Origin of the sequence: Lysinibacillus sp. VIII_CA (assembly GCF_049943995.1) — a bacterium.
Lineage (GTDB): Bacteria > Bacillota > Bacilli > Bacillales_A > Planococcaceae > Lysinibacillus > Lysinibacillus pinottii.
In genome coordinates this window covers 1-18,671 of sequence record NZ_JBNFXM010000009.1, presented here as the reverse complement: position 1 = coordinate 18,671, position 18,671 = coordinate 1, and the positions used below count along the sequence as shown (strand labels likewise).

The 18,671-nt window shown below is 39.1% G+C and carries 17 protein-coding genes and 1 rRNA gene; 3 read left to right on the top strand and 15 right to left on the bottom strand.

Going from position 1 to position 18,671, the window contains the following annotated elements; genetic code table 11:
- The first annotated feature begins 13 nt into the window (after positions 1 to 13).
- Genes ACP3VS_RS13530 through ACP3VS_RS13520 form a run of 3 tightly spaced genes read left to right on the top strand, consistent with a single transcriptional unit; the run spans position 14 to position 3,161 of the window.
- Positions 14 to 793, top strand: coding sequence for an enoyl-CoA hydratase/isomerase family protein (locus ACP3VS_RS13530; RefSeq protein WP_036166791.1), 780 nt, complete (start codon positions 14 to 16; stop codon positions 791 to 793).
- A gap of 14 nt (positions 794 to 807) precedes the next feature.
- A complete protein-coding gene (locus ACP3VS_RS13525; protein WP_426388936.1) occupies positions 808 to 1,968 on the top strand; it encodes an alpha-hydroxy acid oxidase in 1,161 nt (386 codons plus the stop codon).
- Positions 1,965 to 3,161 (top strand): CaiB/BaiF CoA transferase family protein, encoded by a 1,197-nt coding sequence (locus ACP3VS_RS13520; protein WP_012292671.1) that lies wholly within the window; start codon positions 1,965 to 1,967, stop codon positions 3,159 to 3,161. The genes ACP3VS_RS13525 and ACP3VS_RS13520 overlap by 4 nt, the downstream gene beginning before the upstream one ends.
- A 98-nt stretch (positions 3,162 to 3,259) precedes the next feature.
- Here ACP3VS_RS13520 and ACP3VS_RS13515 read toward each other — a convergent pair whose 3' ends face one another.
- The 15 genes from ACP3VS_RS13515 to rrf form a co-directional block, all read right to left on the bottom strand.
- A complete protein-coding gene (locus ACP3VS_RS13515; protein WP_012292670.1) occupies positions 3,260 to 4,459 on the bottom strand; it encodes a glycine C-acetyltransferase in 1,200 nt (399 codons plus the stop codon).
- A 58-nt stretch (positions 4,460 to 4,517) separates the two neighbouring features.
- The gene (locus ACP3VS_RS13510) at positions 4,518 to 5,594 is read right to left on the bottom strand and encodes a nucleotide kinase (protein ID WP_036160713.1); all 1,077 of its coding nucleotides are present in this window, start codon (positions 5,592 to 5,594) and stop codon (positions 4,518 to 4,520) included.
- Positions 5,595 to 5,695: 101 nt separating this feature from the next.
- Positions 5,696 to 6,331 carry a YczE/YyaS/YitT family protein gene (locus tag ACP3VS_RS13505; RefSeq protein WP_012292668.1) on the bottom strand — a complete coding sequence of 212 codons (636 nt, stop codon included), beginning with the start codon at positions 6,329 to 6,331 and terminating at the stop codon, positions 5,696 to 5,698.
- 132 nt (positions 6,332 to 6,463) lie between these two features.
- The gene (gene ybaK / locus ACP3VS_RS13500; protein ID WP_426388933.1) at positions 6,464 to 6,955 is read right to left on the bottom strand and encodes a Cys-tRNA(Pro) deacylase; all 492 of its coding nucleotides are present in this window, start codon (positions 6,953 to 6,955) and stop codon (positions 6,464 to 6,466) included.
- Between the two features lie 24 nt (positions 6,956 to 6,979).
- Positions 6,980 to 7,693: a hypothetical protein gene (locus ACP3VS_RS13495; RefSeq protein WP_099806404.1), complete on the bottom strand. Its 714-nt coding sequence runs from the start codon at positions 7,691 to 7,693 to the stop codon at positions 6,980 to 6,982.
- A 354-nt stretch (positions 7,694 to 8,047) separates the two neighbouring features.
- Positions 8,048 to 8,614 (bottom strand): VanZ family protein, encoded by a 567-nt coding sequence (locus tag ACP3VS_RS13490; protein WP_031418416.1) that lies wholly within the window; start codon positions 8,612 to 8,614, stop codon positions 8,048 to 8,050.
- Between the two features lie 132 nt (positions 8,615 to 8,746).
- Complete coding sequence (locus ACP3VS_RS13485) at positions 8,747 to 10,285, bottom strand: acyl-CoA carboxylase subunit beta (RefSeq protein WP_012292664.1); 1,539 nt, start codon at positions 10,283 to 10,285, stop codon at positions 8,747 to 8,749.
- Between the two features lie 129 nt (positions 10,286 to 10,414).
- Positions 10,415 to 11,197 carry an enoyl-CoA hydratase gene (locus ACP3VS_RS13480; protein WP_012292663.1) on the bottom strand — a complete coding sequence of 261 codons (783 nt, stop codon included), beginning with the start codon at positions 11,195 to 11,197 and terminating at the stop codon, positions 10,415 to 10,417.
- Complete coding sequence (locus ACP3VS_RS13475; protein WP_031418414.1) at positions 11,194 to 12,111, bottom strand: hydroxymethylglutaryl-CoA lyase; 918 nt, start codon at positions 12,109 to 12,111, stop codon at positions 11,194 to 11,196. The genes ACP3VS_RS13480 and ACP3VS_RS13475 overlap by 4 nt, the downstream gene beginning before the upstream one ends.
- Before the next feature lie 14 nt (positions 12,112 to 12,125).
- A complete protein-coding gene (locus ACP3VS_RS13470; protein ID WP_031418413.1) occupies positions 12,126 to 12,338 on the bottom strand; it encodes an acetyl-CoA carboxylase biotin carboxyl carrier protein subunit in 213 nt (70 codons plus the stop codon).
- 70 nt (positions 12,339 to 12,408) lie between these two features.
- On the bottom strand, positions 12,409 to 13,767 hold the full coding sequence (locus ACP3VS_RS13465; RefSeq protein WP_036218140.1) for an acetyl-CoA carboxylase biotin carboxylase subunit: 1,359 nt from the start codon (positions 13,765 to 13,767) through the stop codon (positions 12,409 to 12,411).
- A 15-nt stretch (positions 13,768 to 13,782) separates the two neighbouring features.
- Positions 13,783 to 15,417 carry an AMP-binding protein gene (locus ACP3VS_RS13460; RefSeq protein ID WP_426388929.1) on the bottom strand — a complete coding sequence of 545 codons (1,635 nt, stop codon included), beginning with the start codon at positions 15,415 to 15,417 and terminating at the stop codon, positions 13,783 to 13,785.
- 147 nt (positions 15,418 to 15,564) lie between these two features.
- Complete coding sequence (locus ACP3VS_RS13455) at positions 15,565 to 16,707, bottom strand: acyl-CoA dehydrogenase (RefSeq protein ID WP_031418406.1); 1,143 nt, start codon at positions 16,705 to 16,707, stop codon at positions 15,565 to 15,567.
- Positions 16,708 to 16,827: 120 nt separating this feature from the next.
- Complete coding sequence (locus ACP3VS_RS13450; RefSeq protein WP_031418404.1) at positions 16,828 to 17,445, bottom strand: TetR/AcrR family transcriptional regulator; 618 nt, start codon at positions 17,443 to 17,445, stop codon at positions 16,828 to 16,830.
- A 1,150-nt stretch (positions 17,446 to 18,595) separates the two neighbouring features.
- Positions 18,596 to 18,671 (bottom strand): 5S ribosomal RNA (gene rrf, locus ACP3VS_RS13445); the annotation flags it as partial.

The following is an 18,671-nucleotide window of genomic DNA, read 5'->3' as shown; positions in this document are numbered from 1 at the left end:
GGGGAAGATATCCATGGCAACTGAGATTTATGTAGAGAAAAACGGCTATATCGCAACGCTAGTGTTAAACCGTCCCGACAAACGGAATTCTTTATCGAGAGCAATGTTCCAAGCGATCATAGACGAGCTAGAAGAGTTACGTACAGATATGTCTATCAAGCTATTAATTGTACGGGGTGTCAATGAAGTCGCCTTTTCCTCAGGCGCAGATATTAGTGAATTTTTAGATATCCGCTATGCGTCAGATAATGCTAAAGCCTATAATAATCTAGCTTTAAAGGCCATTGATGTCCTCTATAAATTTCCACATCCTACGATTGCCATGATTCAGGGCTTAGCGATTGGCGGCGGCTTAGAGTTAGCCAATGCATGTGACTTTAGATTGGCAACACCAAAGAGTAAGCTTGGCATTACCGCTGCGAACATTGGGATTGTCTATAATCTTGAAAGCACTAAACGACTTATAAATATTGTGGGTGTCGCGAAGGCTAAAGAGATTTTATACACAGCAAACATTTTTACAGCGGAGGAAGGAAAAAGCATTGGTTTGATTACTGCCCTTCATGAGCCGCAGGAAATTGAAAATGCCACTTTGCATTTTGCAGAGCATCTTTTAAAGAAATCACCTATTGCCAATGCAGGTAGTAAAAAAATAATTCAAGCTATTGTGGATGGTGAAAATGAAGAGAGTGATGAACTGGCTCAATTGATTCTCGATTCATTTAGTTCTGATGATTATAACGAAGGTATTCAAGCTTTTTTAAATAAAAGAAAGCCTATTTTCAATAAATAAGTGAGGTAGTAACGATGACAAATACAACTGATGGTGACCTACTCTTAAAAAATATCACTGCCCAAGCGCCCTTCCCCATTTGCTTTGCAGATTTAGAAAAAGCAGTAGCGGAAAAAATTCCCGCCGGACCATTCGGCTACATTCGCTCAGGAGCTGGCGGTGAACAAACATTACGCAATAATCGTTCAGCTTTTGAAAAGTACTCCATTGTTCCCCGCTTTTTAAATGATGTTTCAAACGTTCATACATCCATTAATTTATTCGGAAAAACATATCCAACACCATTGATCTTTGCACCTGTAGGCATGAACGGAATGGTTCACGAGGAAGGTGAACTTGCCGCTGTACGCGCTGCCCAGCAATTAAATATGCCCTATATTCAAAGCACAGTCTCCACCTATGCACTCGAAGATGTTGCCGAAGCTGCCCCTTCAGCAACAAAATGGTTTCAATTGTATTGGTCTACAAATGAGGAAATTGCATTTAGTATGGCCGCACGAGCAGAGTCAGCAGGCTTTGAAGCCATTGTTTTAACAGTCGATACAGTAATGCTTGGGTGGCGAGAAGAAGATGTACGCAATCAATTTTCACCATTAAAGCTAGGCTACGCAAAAGGAAATTACATAAATGATCCTGTCTTTATGGCTTCTTTGCCTAATGATTCATTTGAATCGTATGTACAAAGCGTCTTGCAAAATGTCTTCCACCCTACACTCAATTGGGAGCATGTTCGTGAATTAAAACGGCGTACAAATCTCCCTATATTATTAAAGGGAATTCTACATCCTGAAGACGCAAAGCTAGCAATTGTAAATGGGGTTGACGGTATTATCGTATCGAACCATGGCGGCCGACAATTAGACGGTGTTATTGGGTCACTTGATGCCCTTCCCTCCATCGTGAGTGCTGTCAAAGGACAAATCCCTATTATTTTAGATAGCGGTGTATATCGCGGGATGGATGCCTTAAAGGCGCTTGCTTTAGGAGCTGATGCTGTGGCAATTGGGCGGCCCTTCATCTATGGTCTAGCCCTTGAAGGACAACAGGGTGTCGAAAGAGTCATGACAAATATCTATGATGAATTAAAGGTTTCCATTGCATTAGCAGGCACAACCTCCATCGAAGGGTTACGTACGATTACATTAGTCAAAAATGATGGGATTGAGGTCAAATGAAACAAGCATTAGACGGTTTAAAAGTTGTAGATTTATCTCAAGTTTTAGCTGGCCCTTATTGTACGATGGTCTTAGCAGATATGGGCGCAGAAGTCATAAAAATCGAGAAATATCCAAACGGAGACGACACCCGAGCAATGGGTCCGTTTATTAATGAAGAAAGTCATATGTATATGATGGTTAATCGCAATAAAAAAGGTGTTTGTATAAATTTAAAAACGCCAGATGGTTTGGCTTTATTCAAAGAGCTTATCCAGTCTGTAGATGTGCTGGTGGAAAACTACCGGCCAGGTGTTACGGAAAAACTAGGTATTGATTATGATACTTTAAAGGCTCTTAATCCCGGACTCATTTACTGCTCTATTTCTGGGTACGGACAAACGGGTCCTTATAGCCAAAAAGGTGGCTATGATATTATGGCACAGGGTTTAAGTGGCTTAATGCATATGACTGGCGAAGCGCAGGGTCGGCCTGTAAAAGTTGGCTTTGCTGTCAATGATATTGCTGCTGCCCAAACGGCCTTACAATCTATTTTAATGGCCTATATTTATAAGCTACGTAGTGGCGAGGGACAATATATAGATGTCTCTTTAGTAGAGTCAGGGCTTGCTTGGACTGTTTGGGAGGCTGCTGCCTACTTTGGTCAAGGCGAATTACCAGAACGAACAGGAACTGCCCATCGAGTATCCGCACCCTATCAAGGCTTTAAAACACAGGATGACTATATTTTATTAGGTGCTGGCAATCAAAAGCTGTGGGAAATCTTTGCGACAAAGGTTGTCAAACGTCCTGATTGGTTAGACAATCCCCTCTTTATTACTAACTATTCACGTGCCCAACATGTGAAAGCTTTAGAGGTAGAAATAGAGAGCGAATTAGCGAAACATCCAGCGACCTACTGGCTGGAGCTTTTAGATGAGCACGGCGTACCATCCAGCCCAATCTATTCCTATGACCAAACATTGAATGATCCCCATATTTTAGAGCGTGGCATGGTCTTGTCTTATGACCATCCGACTGCTGGGCCAATGAGGACATTAGGTTTCCCAGCAAAATTCTCACGCACACCGGGACAATTAACTAGTGCAGCGCCCACTTTAGGACAGCATAATGAAGAAATTTTGCAGGCATTAAACATCACTGATCATGAAGTTCAACAGCTAAAAAAAGCGCATGTAATTAGCTCAAAATAAGTACCCCTTTATTTTAAAGATCACTTTATAGAATTTAATTGGAACGAAGCGCTCGTTTTAAAAAAGGCTACCTCAGCTGTGGAGGTAGCCTTTTCGTATTATTGAATTACACCTAGTTCACGACCAACTTTTTCGTAAATTGCTAACGCATTATCAAGCATTTCTTTTGTATGAGCTGCAGTTGGCATATTACGAACACGACCTGTACCTTTAGGAACGGTTGGGAATACGATTGATTTCGCATAAACGCCTTCTTCAAATAAGCGTTTTGAAAACTCTTGTGTCAGCTTTTCATCTCCAATAATACAAGGAGTAATTGGTGTTTCAGATTCACCAATATTAAAGCCAAGCTTCTCTAGTCCCGCTTTTAAATAGTTACCATTATCCCACAGCTTATCGTGAAGCTCTGTAGAATCAATTAGCATTTGTACAGCAGCTGTAATGGCTGCCACATCACCTGGTGGTAAAGCAGTTGAGAACAAGAATGGACGAGAGCGAACTTTTAACCAATCAATTAAATTCTTCTTACCAGCTACATAGCCCCCTACAACACCAATTGCTTTTGATAGTGTACCAATTTGGAAGTCAATCTCTTTTTCAAGTCCAAAGTGCTTCACAGTTCCTTTGCCTTTACCAGTTACACCTGAACCATGTGCATCATCAACATAAGTAATTAAATCAAATTCTTTGGCAATTTCCACAATCTCCGGCAATTTAGCAATGTCGCCATCCATTGAGAATACACCATCCGTAATAACCATCACTTTATTGTATAAACCAGATTCTTTTGCCGCTTTTGCCTTGGCACGTAAATCATCCATATCTGAGTGATTAAACGCAATGATTTTCGCCTTAGATAAACGACAACCATCAATAATAGAGGCATGGTTTAATTGATCAGAAAGTATTGCATCATTTTTATCCATAACAGCTGAAATAGCTGCCATGTTACAATTAAAGCCAGATTGATAAGAAATAGCTGCTTCAGTTCCTTTAAATTCAGCAAGCTTTTCTTCTAATTTAACGTGTAAGTCCAGTGTCCCGTTAATGGTACGAACAGCACCTGCCCCAACACCATATTTTTCAATCGTTTCTTTGGCAATACGCTTTAATTCTTCATTCGTTGCTAAGCCTAGATAATTGTTAGAAGATAAGTTAACAAGATTTTTGCCACGTACCTGTATTATCGGGCCATTTGCACCCTCTACTGGATCAATTTCATTGTATAAGCCTTGTTCATGTAGGGCTTGTAGGTTTTCGTCTAAAAATGCATTCAATACTTTTGACAAGCGTATCATCCTTTCCTAGGAAAACAGTTCTAGTTCCTAGTTTAGCATAAGCAAGCCTATAGCTAAATTATTTTGTTAATCTTTCGAATAATGACGCTGTTTTTTCTCGCCACAAAGAGGCAGATAGGCAATTATCCAATAAACGCCGCACTGTATATTCTGCCTCTGCATAACGCTTTGAGTAGCCCATCGCATCTTGCATGGCTTCTTTATAGCACGCTCGTACTTCCTCAATTGCTAATTCTGCCTCTTCCGTAAGCGCACAATGTTGTCCTATATCAAATATCTTATCGCCTAATCGACCATCCTGTGGGTTAAAAATATGAGGTTCTGTACTATCAAAGATACAGAAATTTAGTTCAGGGATAATGACCATATCAACAGATCCTGCATCTAAGCCACACCATATAATTTGTGCATCGAGTCCCCTTGCATTCGCCTCGTCTGCTAGACCTTTCATCAAGGAGGATTTGCCTGTACCCGGTTTACCTTTAATCATTAATCTTGTCGATATATTTTTCGTTATGCTTTCCACTGTATTTTCTGCCCCTCTAGGAGTCAATGTTCCAAGTAAACGGTGTGTTCGCTCACCCGTTTTATTTAAAACAATAGATTGGAAGACTTCCGATTTTAAATTTTCCACCTGTTCATTTAATGCCTGCCAATTCATGCAGCTTTGCGTCACAACCTCCCAATCATCGTGGAGCTTGATAGCTTGATTTAGCTTGGCAATACATTTATCACGCCAAGCCGTACGTTCCTGTACTGCTTCAGCAAGTTGCTCTCCTATTTTCTCAAGCTGGATATCTTCCAAGCAATCATAAAAAGACATAACACGATGCTTCGTACCAAGTAATGTTGGCCCAATACCCCATTCCGATGCCCAGACATACAGTCTATTACAACCCTTTACATAAACAGCCTCGACTACTTCCTCTAATAACGCATGCTTAAACCATTCGACAGCAAAGCCTTGTTTAACATAAAAATAACCTAGCTCTTTCAATAGTTCTGATCCTTTAGATGTGGAGGCACCTTGTAAAAAATAAACTAGCTCCGCTTCCTCCATCATTTCTTTATATAAATGTTTCACACCTTGCCCAGTCAATGCATGTCCAAAATAATACGTCACATTTCCGTTCAAATGTCGTTCCTCCTTTTGTTTCTGCCTTGCATTATATGAAGGAACACTAAAAAAGATGAAAAGCTACTCCTATCCTTAACAGATAAAAGTAGCTTTACAGTTTAATAAAAAGGCTTCATGTCTTCAATATGACCAATACATTTCATTAATACTTTGCGGCAATAAGGTAATGAATATTGCACAATATATCCCGAAGTTAAAGCAATTAATACTGTTCCCACTCCAACCGGGCCACCTAGTAGCCATCCTACAATAGTTACTAGAACTTCGATCCCCATTCTCGCAGTTTTAATAGTTCCGCCAAATTTTTCGACAAGTATCATCATTAAAGTATCGCGAGGGCCTGCACCCATATTTGGAGCAATATACATACCACAGCCAAAGCTTAAGACAAATAAACCAATGGTGAAATATGTCATTTGCAGACCATACACATCTGTTGAAGGCAATAGCCAGTTAAATACATCGATGAATGAACCGATTAGTAGCATATTCAGCCATGTACCAATTTTAGGCCACTCACGCAATACAATTGATGTAGATGCGACAATAAAAAGACCTGTTAATATAGACCATGTACCAATCGTTAATCCAAAGTTTTGAAATAACCCTACATGCAAGACATCCCAAGGGCTCGTTCCAATTATCTTCCCTTTAATAGACATCGTAATCCCCAATGACATCACAATCAAGCCGCCAATAAAAAATGTCCAGCGCCACCCCATTATTTTGCGCATTGCCTATCCCTCTCTTTATATTTGATAATGCTCTAACTGTATCATGTTTTCTGCAAATATCGTGAAATCGTGCTTGTAAATGGAAGGATGGATAACCCTATTCTATTAAAATAAAAAACTACCCATTTTTCACTAATGGATAGTTGTAATTGGCGCAAGCTGGGCCTTTGTAATATTCTTCAAATCATTAAGTTGAACATGGATTTGCATACCTATTTTCCCTGCACTTACAATAATACTGCCTTGTTGTTGAGCAGTTTTATCGATTACCGTAGGATACAATTTTTTCATGCCTACAGGCGAGCATCCACCACGGACATATCCTGTATAGTTAAGTAAATCTTTTACAGGTAGCATATCAATTTTCTTTTCTCCAACTACCTTTGCGGCAGCCTTTAAATCCAGTTCCTCAGACACTGGAATAACAAATACAAATAGCTTTTGTGCACTTGCCTTTGCTACTAATGTTTTAAAAACACGGGTAACCGGCTGACCAATTTTTTCGGCAACAGATACACCGTCTACTTGACCGTCTCCAATTTCATATTCCATCACATCAAATTGGATTTTTTGCTGCTCTAATAATCTTATCGCATTTGTTTTGGCATGCTTTGCCTTCGCCATAACCGTAATCTCCTATCTACAACATTAGGCTATCAAAGAGAACATCGAATCATTTCCTGGACGATAGCCATTCTTCGTCATTTGAACATGTGCTGCATACTTTTCAGATGCCTGTTTGAAGGCTCTCAATTTTAAAGTAGCATCATGGCTCTTACGGAAAATTGTATCTGCAAATGGGTCCAATTTCAATTCCTTCGAGAAACGTTCAGGAACCTTAACTGTAGTCACTTCATTGACAAAAGGTTGGTCCTGTTCATCTGTTGAGTTAACTTCATGTAGAATATGCTGAATTTGAGCATTCACGTTTTCTGCTAACCTTACATCTTGAGCAGATGGCTTTGACGATGATAATGCTGCATTTCGCATTTGCTCTAAAACCTGTAACGTATCATTCAAATCCGGATTATTTACAACAGGTGCTCCGTCATGATTACCACTTGCCCATTTATAAGCCTGCTCATGTGCATGGACATTCTTTGAAGTCTGCTGCAAATCATCCATAATGGCCTGCTGTTGGGGTGTTACTACTTCTGTATCTTCTTGTTGCTGCTCGTATAAATCTTGATCTGTGCGCCCTAATAGTAGGTTTTCAAGTTCCAGCAATAATGGATTTTTCTTTGGCTGAAAATACATGGCATTCTTTCGATATGCATCTCCCGCTTCTTTACGTTGCAGAAACTTTTTACGATTAAATGGGGACGATAATCTCTCTTGCTCCATTGAATTATATATTTTCATAGTTTTCACCTCATCCTTCTATCTTCATATGCTAACTTGTTACTAGATATGAACATCTTTTATGACAAAATCTATTCCTCCGAAACAGCTTCTATACACTTATTATCGGAATTTTCATTATTAAATTCAAGCATAAATGACTACTAACCACCTAAAGAAGCAAAAATTAATATCATTTTTAGGTTAAAATACCCACTATCTTAGAATATACTCCTCAGTCGTTTATTACTTTCATTTCGATTTCAATAAAAATTACTACCATTTACACAAAATAAATAGTGTTAATAAATAAAAAAAACCCCCATAAAAGTTAGATTGATGTCTAAACCTTTTACGGGGTAACTGGCTGTTTTCTCATTTTTTCGGTGTAAGCAATAGCCCCTTATAAGCTAAATACCCGAGCCATGCACCAATTGTATTTAAAATTAAATCATCAATATCGGCAGAGCCTACTGTAAAAATAAATTGAATAGTTTCCACGCTAAGGCTGGAAAAAAAGCCTAAGCAAAGTATAACGCCTGCTTTGCGGAATTTCTTCGATAGTAATGGCAGTAAAAAGCCCATAGGGGTGAAAATTAATAAGTTACCAAGTAAGTTAATAATTATTGTATCCCAATTAAAATACTGAGAGTAGTTAATATAGCGGAATATCGTTTCAAAGGGAATAAAATTAGTAGTTAATCGCCAACTGCTGTAATCAAACAGCCCTAAATCACCGACTGAATAATCACCTTTCCATAATATAACGACTACATTAACTAAGCGATCAATCACCAATTTATAAAAAGCCAAACAAGAATAGATGCTAAATAACATCCAACCCACTATTTTTATTGGCAAATAATATGTATCAATAACATCTCGATATGGTAATGGGAGCTTGGCATTACCTTGAACATCCGTTATGTTGTTTTTAGACATGCTAAACACCCTCTTCCCTTTATTCCTTCCCATATTTTAATATGCTCCTCTACACCATGCAAGTAGCTGTTAAATTTTTATCAACTAAAAAAGACTGCCTCCTGATAGAGAGACAGCCTTCCCAGTAAGTATTTATACTGGGTTTACCCCATGCTTACGCTGTGAGAAAAGTAAGTATTTTGACATGTAAAGCTCTAAACGATTTTCAAGCACCTTACGTAAATCATTTGGCTCAATGACATCATCAATAATTAGTTCTGATGCTAATCGATACACATCTATCTCCTCTTGGTACTCTTTTCGTTTTTCAGCAATAAAGCTTGCTTGCTCTTCTTTTGGAAGCTCAGCAATTTTATTGGCATAAACTGCATTGACTGCAGCTTCTGGACCCATTACTGCAATTTGAGCATTTGATAATGCGATACAGCAGTCTGGCTCAAAGGCAGGACCAGCCATGGCATATAAACCAGCTCCATATGCTTTACGAACAATGACTGTTAGCTTTGGAACAGTTGCTTCACTCATCGCAAAAATCATTTTTGCGCCATGACGGATAATCCCAGCTTTTTCGACCTGTGTGCCGATCATAAAGCCTGGGACGTCCGCTAAAAATAGAAGCGGTATATTGAAAGCATCACAAAGTGAAATGAACTTAGCCGCTTTATCCGCAGAATCGTGGAATAGTACGCCTCCCTTAACGCGAGGCTGATTCGCTATAATTCCTACTGATTGCCCATTAATACGTGCTAGACCAGTAATTAATTCCGGTGCAAATAATTTCTTCACCTCACAAAACGAATCTTCATCAATAATACGTTCAATTAGCTTATACATATCAAAAGGAACGTTTTGATTTTGTGGTATCAATTCCTCAATCGATTTATCGAATGTAGCAGGTGGCTTAGGTACCTCCACCTTGCTACGTTCAGCGTAGTTATTAGGGAAATAGCCTAAATATTTACGAGCATAGGCAATGGCCTCTTGTTCTGTTTTGGCAAGCACATCTCCACAGCCGGAAACTGAACAGTGCATTTTTGCGCCACCCATCGTTTCTAAATCTACTTTCTCTCCAATAACCATTTCAGCCATTCGAGGAGATCCTAAATACATGGATGCGTTCCCTTCAACCATGACAACGATATCACAAAATGCAGGAATGTAGGCGCCACCTGCCGCGGACGGACCAAATAGTAAACAAATTTGTGGTACTTTACCTGATAACTTGACTTGGTTGTAGAAAATGCGACCAGCACCCCTTCTACCTGGGAACATTTCTAACTGATCTGTAATACGTGCCCCTGCTGAATCGACTAAATATAGTAACGGACAGTTAAGTTTTTCTGCAGTTTCTTGAATACGAATCATCTTTTCAACGGTACGTTTTCCCCATGATCCTGCTTTAATCGTTGAGTCATTAGCTAATATACAAACGGTACGACCATGAATTTTACCAATCCCTGTGACGACACCATCAGCAGGTAAGTCGCCTGCCAAACAGTTTGCATAGAGGCCATCCTCTGATTGAAGACCATCATCTAATAATAATTCAAGTCGTTCACGTACAAATAGCTTCCCTTGCTGTGCATTTTTATCATGATATTTTGGTAAACCGCCAGAAAGAATTTTATCTTTCATTGTAGGTGGCGTGTTTTCTGTTGAAATATTGCTCATTTTATTTCCTCCCTTTGCCCATTCAATTACGCCAAATTATTTTTTTAGCGCCCCTATTCCCTTTGTCAATGCGCAAAAAAATCAACTTAGATTTCAGTCAGAGTGATTAATCTGATTGGATTCTCTTACTTATTTTCCTGAATATTGTGGTGCTCGCTTTTCTTGGAAGGCAAGTAAGCCCTCTAATCGGTCTTCAGTTGGGATCAGTGCACTATATGCAAGTGATTCGATTTTCAAACCGGTAGCTAAATCTACCTCAACCCCCTGATTCATAGCTACTTTAGCCTGTACTAACGATAATGGTGCATTTTTTGCCATTTCTAGTGCAAGCTGCTGTGCCCTTTCCATTACCTCATGTGCCTCATGAACATACTCAACGATGCCATAATTTTTGGCTTCCTCAGCATTTAAGCGACGTGCTGTATATATTAATTCCTTTGCCTTCCCAAGGCCAATTAGACGTGGAAGTCGTTGCGTTCCTCCTGCCCCTGGAATAATACCGAGAGAGGTTTCAGTGAGACCTAGCTTGACATGTGCTGCTGCCACACGTAAGTCGCAAGCTAAGGCTAATTCTAGACCACCACCAAAAGCTACTCCATTTAGTACTGCAATGACAGGCTGAGCGAGTGTCTCCACTTTTGCGACTGTGGCACCAATCAACTGGACGATTTGCTTCACTTGTCGATCAGACATACCTTTACGTTCTTTTAAATCAGCCCCTGCACAGAATGCTTTTTCCCCAGCACCTGTTAGTAAGACTACTCGCACTGCTGGATCACCGTTGATTTGATCCAACGTCCCAGATAGCTCTTGCAGTAACTGTACTGACATCGCGTTCGCAGCCTCTGGTCTTAAGAGAGTAATCAGTCCAATACTTCCCTCCAGTAATTCAAAACGAACGAGTTGAGTCATAATGGATTCGCACTCCTTTCATTACGGACAATCGCCATTTGCTTTGAAGCTACAGCTTTGCCTAATTTCTGTTCAATAAAGAGTGCAGCCTCTAGTATTTTTTGTTGATCCACACCAGTTTGAACACCCATTTCATCAAATAAGTAAAGTAAGTCTTCCGTGGCTACATTACCAGAAGCTCCCTTTGCATATGGACAGCCCCCTAGACCACCAAGCGCACTATCAAATTTGGTTACACCCATCTCTAAAGATTTCATAATGTTGGCAAGCGCCGTGCCACGTGTATCATGAAAATGCATAGCAAAGTTTTCAGCGGAATACCTTTTTAATAGTTCCTCTAAAAGAAACTCAACTTGAGTTGGTACACCAACGCCAATCGTGTCGCCTAGGGAAATCTCCGTTACACCCATCTCCAATAATTTATCTGTAACACGTAGCACCTTATCAGGATGTATATATCCCTCATAGGGACAGCCAAGAACTGTAGAAATATAGCCTCGAACTTTCTTTTTTGACGCTTTAGCTCCTAATACTACTTCCTCTAAAATAGGAAATGTTTCGTCAATGGTTTTGTTAATATTACTTTGATTATGACTTTCACTAGCAGACATAAATATACTTACTTCATCTACTTCCGCCTGCAACGCCCTTTCTAGCCCTCGCATATTAGGTACAAGTGCCGCGTAAGTAATATCATTGTTCCTTTTAATGGCTTGAAGAACCTCGACAGCATCCGCCAACTGTGGAATCCATTTCGGATGAACAAATGAAGTCACTTCGATGTAATTTAATCCCGTTTGGCTTAACAAATTCACTAATTGTATTTTATCTGCTGTTGTAATATGTTTTTTTTCGTTTTGTAAGCCATCACGGGGACCAACTTCTTTAATCACGACCTGCTTAGGTAGTTGCATTAAGAGGCCTCCTCTTATTCAATTTCTAAAATATCATCATCAACGTTAATAAAATCTCCCTCATTGGCGATGATTTTTGTTACCACGCCATCTTCTTCGGCTGCAATCGGAATTTCCATTTTCATTGATTCTAAAATAGCTACATCTTGACCTGCTGTTACTTTTTCACCTTCTGCTACGACGATTTTCCATACTGTACCGGCCATGCTTGCTTTTACTGTTGCCATTAACACTCACTCCTACTATTCATTAATTTTGCATTCGCACTCTCTGTGAAGCGCGAATGCTATTACATACTTACTTTGACTCTGCTAATTGAGGTAAATAAAATTGTTCTACAAATTTTGTTGTCGTATAGCCTTTTAAAAACTGTTCATGCGTAACAGTTTTCAGCAGCATCGGAATATTCGTTTGAATACCCTCCACTTTATATGTTTTCAGTGCTTGGATTAATTTCTCACAGGCAATGTCCCTTGTTTCTCCCCACACTACCAATTTACTAATCATGGGGTCATAGAATGGTGTAACTGCAGAACCTGTCTCTACACCACACTCATGTCGAACCCCTTCCCCTGTTGGTAATTCTAGAGCTGTGATCGTACCTGGAGACGGGAAAAATGTAGAAGGATTCTCAGCGTATATACGCACTTCAATCGCATGACCCTGTTTCGTAATACTTTCTTTTGTAAATGAGAGAGGTTGCTGTGCAGCAATTTTTAATTGCTCTTCTACTAAATCAAGCTTTGTAATTTCCTCTGTCACAGGATGCTCTACTTGTAATCTTGTATTCATTTCTAAGAAATAAAAGTTTTGATTCTCATCCACCAAATACTCAATCGTTCCAGCGTTGACATAGCCAATATGCTTCGCTGCCTTCACTGAGGCTTCAAGCATCCTATCTCTTGTTTCCTGTGAAATGAATGGTGATGGTGCTTCTTCTACTACTTTTTGATTTCTTCGTTGGATCGAACATTCACGTTCAAATAACGGAACTACATTGCCTTGATGATCAGCAATAATTTGTACTTCAACATGGTGAGGGTTAGCAATAAATCGCTCCATGTACATCGTGCCATCACCGAAAAATGACTGGGCACGTTTTTGATTTCCCTCAAATGCTTTTGCTAGTTCCTCTGCATTTTCAACAAGTTGCATACCGATACCGCCACCGCCTGCCGATGCCTTTAACATAATTGGATAGCCTAAACGTTCAGCGATTTCAGTAGCTTCTTCTGCATCCTTTATAGGTGCCTCTACACCCTCTACAATGGGAACCCCAGCGGCTTTCATTGTTTTTCGTGCTTCTAATTTACTTCCCATTGAAGCAATTACATCAGCACTTGGTCCTATAAAAATTAAACCTTCCTCTTCACAGCGCTTTGCAAACTCTGCATTTTCTGATAGTAGACCATAGCCAGGATGAACAGCCTCGACGCCATTTTCTAGTGCAATCTCTAGAATACGTTCTATATTTAAATAGCTTTGTGCAACAGGCGGTTTCCCTACACAATATGCCTCATCCGCATCCTTCACATGTAAGCTTTCAGCATCAGCCTCAGAATAAATAGCAACCGTATTAATATTTAGGCGCTTGCATGTTCTGATAACACGTCTAGCAATCTCCCCACGATTTGCAATTAATACTTTATTAAACATATTCACTGCCCCTCCTTATCTGACGGTCATGACAAAATTTTCTCGTAATTTATATTTTTGAACCTTTCCTGAAGCAGTCATTGGATAATGATCGATAAAGAAAATATGTTTTGGGATTTTATGTCTAGAGATTTTATCCCGACAATATTCTCGAATCTCCTCTTCTGTTGCCTGCTCACCTTCTCTTAAAATAATCCAAGCTGCCGCTTCCTCCCCATACACAGGATCAGGAACCCCTGCAACCTGAACATCTGATATTTTTGGGTGTGTATAAAGAAACTCTTCAATTTCACGGGGATATAAATTTTCACCACCGCGAATAATCATATCCTTTAAACGACCGGTTACACGGACATAGCCCGCTTCATCCATCGTAGCCAAATCACCAGTATGCAGCCAGCCATCTTGATCAATGGCAAGATCGGTTTCTTCTTGGTTTTTATAGTAGCCTTTCATTACATGGTACCCTCTTGTACATAGCTCCCCTTGTTCATTTGTGGGTGCTTCCTCGTTCGTCCCAGGAACAACAATTTTCGCCTCTAAGTTTGGTAAGGCACGGCCAACCGTCTCCACTTTTAACGTTAACGGATCATCCGTTCTCGTTTGTGTAATCACTGGAGATGATTCTGTTTGACCATAGCAAATCGTAATATCTGTCATGCCCATTTTCTCAATGACCGCTTTCATTACCTCTATCGGACAATTAGAGCCTGCCATGACTCCTGTCCGTAAAGTTGAAAGGTTGAAAGACTCAAAATTCGGTAAATTAAGCTCACTAATAAACATCGTTGGAACGCCATGTAAGGCTGTGCACTTTTCTTGTTGAACCGTCCTTAGCACCTCTTCAGGTGAAAATTCTTGTACTGGCACCATCGTTCCACCACTAGTTGTAATAGCTAATGTTCCGATAACACAGCCAAAGCAGTGGAAAAATGGAACAGGAATGCATAAGCGGTCCTCTGCTGTTAAACGCATACACTCTGCAATGTTGACCGCATTGTTAACTAAGTTAAAATGTGTTAACATCACACCTTTAGGAAAACCTGTCGTACCAGATGTATATTGAATATTAATCACATCATTATAATGAAGAGATTGCTCTCTTTGTTCTAATTGTTCCTCTGTTACTTGATTGGCCGCTGCTACTACATCTGACCAATTCAATACACCGGGATACTTAGTCTCGCCGATTAAAATAACATTTTTTAATAAAGGTAGTCGCTTTGATTGCAAATTACCTGGTTCACAATGTTCAAGCTCCGGACATAACTCTTGAAGTGTATGGATAAAAGAATGGTCTCGATAATTTTCAATTAAAAATATCGTTTTGGCATCAGACTGCTTTAATAGATACTCCAATTCACTAGCACGATAATTAGTATTTACTGTAACGATTGGAGCCCCCATCTTGCCTGTACCAAATTGAAGCTGTACCCACTCAGGAACATTGGTCGTCCATACAGCAATATGGTCTCCTTTTTCAATCCCTAAAGCCATTAAGCCCCTTGCTACCAATCGTACTTGACGATTTAGCTGCTCATAAGTCATTCGTAAATTCCTATCTGCATAGACCAAAGCCTCATTTTGCGGGTACTTTTTAGATTGTTCATCTAGCAATTGACCAATTGTTTGATACACAAGTTCTGCCATGAAGATCCCCCTTGTTAATGCTATTAAACGTCTTTCAGCAATGAAATAAATGCGGATTTAAGCTATTTTTTAGTAGGTGTCTCGGTATCGGAAAGAAGTGCTCTATGCAGCACAAAGCTGCTCCCGGACACAATGTGTTGAAAATCATTAACAGCCAATTAAGCGAGAAATAACAAGACGCTGAATTTCAGATGTTCCTTCACCAATTTCCATTAATTTAATATCACGTAAATGACGTTCTACATCGTATTCTTTCATATATCCAGAACCTCCATGAATTTGAATGGCTTGATTACATGTACGGAAGCCCATTTCAGAAGCAAATAATTTAGCCATTGCCGCTTCTTTACCAAATGGTTTCTTTTGATCTTTTAGCCATGCCGCTTTATGTACAAGCGTACGAGCAAGCTCTATTTCCATCGCCATATCTGCTAATTTAAATTGGATCGCCTGTAGCTTCGAAATAGGTGCACCAAATTGCTCGCGTTCTTTTGCGAACTTCAGTGCCTTCTCATAAGCGGCCTGTGCAATTCCTACAGAAAGAGCTGCAATTGAAATACGACCACCATCTAAAGTGTTTAAAAACTGGCTAAAGCCTCGCTTTTCATCGCCTAATAGATTGGATCGAGGAACGCGAACATTTTGTAAAACAATTTCACATGTATTAGAACCACGGACACCCATTTTGTCATAATTACAATTAATCGTTACACCTGGAGTATTCGTTGGCACAATAATAGAAGAAATAATCTTTTTGCCATCCTCCCGTTTTCCCGTTACTGCAGTTACGATTATTTGTCGAGCGTATCCTGCATTGGTAATCCAGCATTTTTCTCCATTAATAACATAATCATCTCCATCAATGACAGCCGTAGTGCGTGTACCGCCTGCATCTGAACCTGCATTAGGCTCTGTTAAACCGAATGATCCTAATGTCTCACCCTTTGCCAATGGAACAAGCCATTCTTGCTTTTGCTCCTCCGTACCAAAGTTGTAAATTGGCGAAGCGCCTAAGCTAACAGCAGCTGCATAACTTAAGCCAGTGCCCCCACATGCACGACCAATTTCCTCTACAGCTAAAGCGTAGGACACCGTATCACCACCTGAACCACCATATTCTTCAGGGAACGGGATACCCAATAAGCCTAGTTCCGCCATCTTTTTAAAGCTTTCTATTCTCATTGTCGATGTCTCATCAACCTCACGAGCATACGGTTTAATCTCTTTTTCAGCAAAATCACGTACCATGTCTCGAATCATCACTTGCTCTTTTGTTAATTCAAAATTCATCCCTAATCCCCCTAATGTCAAATTTGCCATAGTAGATTTAGCTCAAAGATAATTCCCTTCAAGTAAATACCGACTAGTCGGTTTGTAAAAGCAAATAATAAAACCAGTGTTTTCTACTGGCTACCCCTTTATCATAAATTGCTTTGCTTCCTCCATTGCTTGTTCTGTTACAATCGCACGTAGTACCATGTCCGTAAAAACATCTGTAATTTGCACCATTGTTAATGGCCCGGATTGCTTAAACCATTTATATGTCCAGTTAATCATCCCCACAATCGCCATCGTAACAATGGTACAAGGCAATTCTGTACGAAAAACCTTCTTTTCTTGGCCTTCTGCTATCACTTTTTGCAAGATGTCCAGATAATGATCTCGTTTTTTATGAATAATCTCACTATACTCCTCTGAGAGTGAACGACTTTCCTCATAAAAAATTGTAATATGTGCTTGATACATATCAAATACTTGCGTCAGCGTTTGTAGCATCGCACATAACCTGGTAATGGGCGTATCGTATTTGTCATATGCATCTTGTGATTGTTGAATAACATATGAAATAAAAACATCATGAATTTCATACAACAATTCATCTTTTGATTTAAAATTATGATAAAATCCACCTTTTGATGCCCCTATATATTCAACGATACGATCAACAGTTACATTGTGATAACCATCCTGCTGAAACAGCTCAACTGAAGCGTCTACAATTCTTTGCTTTAATGTTTTCTTTACCATAGGCCCTATCATCCTTCGTCTAGCTCTATACTCCATCACTCCTTATAATCAGGAAAACAACTCTCTTTCATAAAAGAATTCTTTTTTTTCCTAATTATAAAAATACTATGACCATATAAATATAGCATTCTCAAAATTTGGTGTCTAGCAACAAATAGATTTTTCCTATTAATACGAGCATAAAAATAACATTAAACAGAATTTAAAGAACCAGGAACACATACATACCTTATGTTATAACACTCGTCTTCATGACATTTTTAAACTTTTCTTTTCTCTTTACACCATCAAACCATTTTTCACTGCTGTTCAAGAAACCATTTATAATCTCAAATTAAATGGCAATAACCTTAACTTACTGTTTATCCTTAAATTATAAGAAAGGTGAAATTTAAATTTGCAAAGATACACTGTAATTAACGCACACATTTCTAATTACTCTAACCCTATCTTTTAAAAAAAGACAAGACGTATTGTAAGGAAAAGAATACACTCAATTACTCAAATTGATTTTTTATAAATTCATGGTTACAAATAAAGAAGGATGGATTCAGAGGAAAATTTTAACTACCCTAAATAACCCTGATATTGCATCAAGATTGTTCAGCCCATGAACTAACAATTAATCAAGTTGAACTATTAATAGGGATAAAGCACTTAAACAATTGGACTTACTGTAAAATAGATAATGGGGAATTTGGGATGGACTCCTACTTAATGTTTGTCAACACTATATGTCTAGCATTATAAATCTGGTGAAATACCTGATTTTTTTCTTTGCACAATACCTTTCAATTATTCACTAGGCAAACTACTGATTCGGTACATACCTGTAAAGAATCCTGCTAGATAGGCGAACATTTTGGATTACCGAACTTTTATGGTTATGGTACTTTCTATTGTGCATCTGACATGTATAGTTAGGTGGTGAAAGTCTATTCACAAGTCGTGAATACTGTCTTTATGTACGATTCACCTTAATTATTATTAAATTCGTTATAAAGATTGATTATTGGACTAGCCTGCAACTTTAGTTTAAAAAGAATTTGAATGATTGGACCTATACATAGAAAGAGTTTTCATGCTTGGATGGTTTCTTACTAATAGTTGCAAATAAAAAAACAGCCAGCACACAGCTGACTGCTTTGTTGCCTAGCGACGTCCTACTCTCACAGGGGGAAGCCCCCAACTACCATCGGCGCTAAAGAGCTTAACTTCCGTGTTCG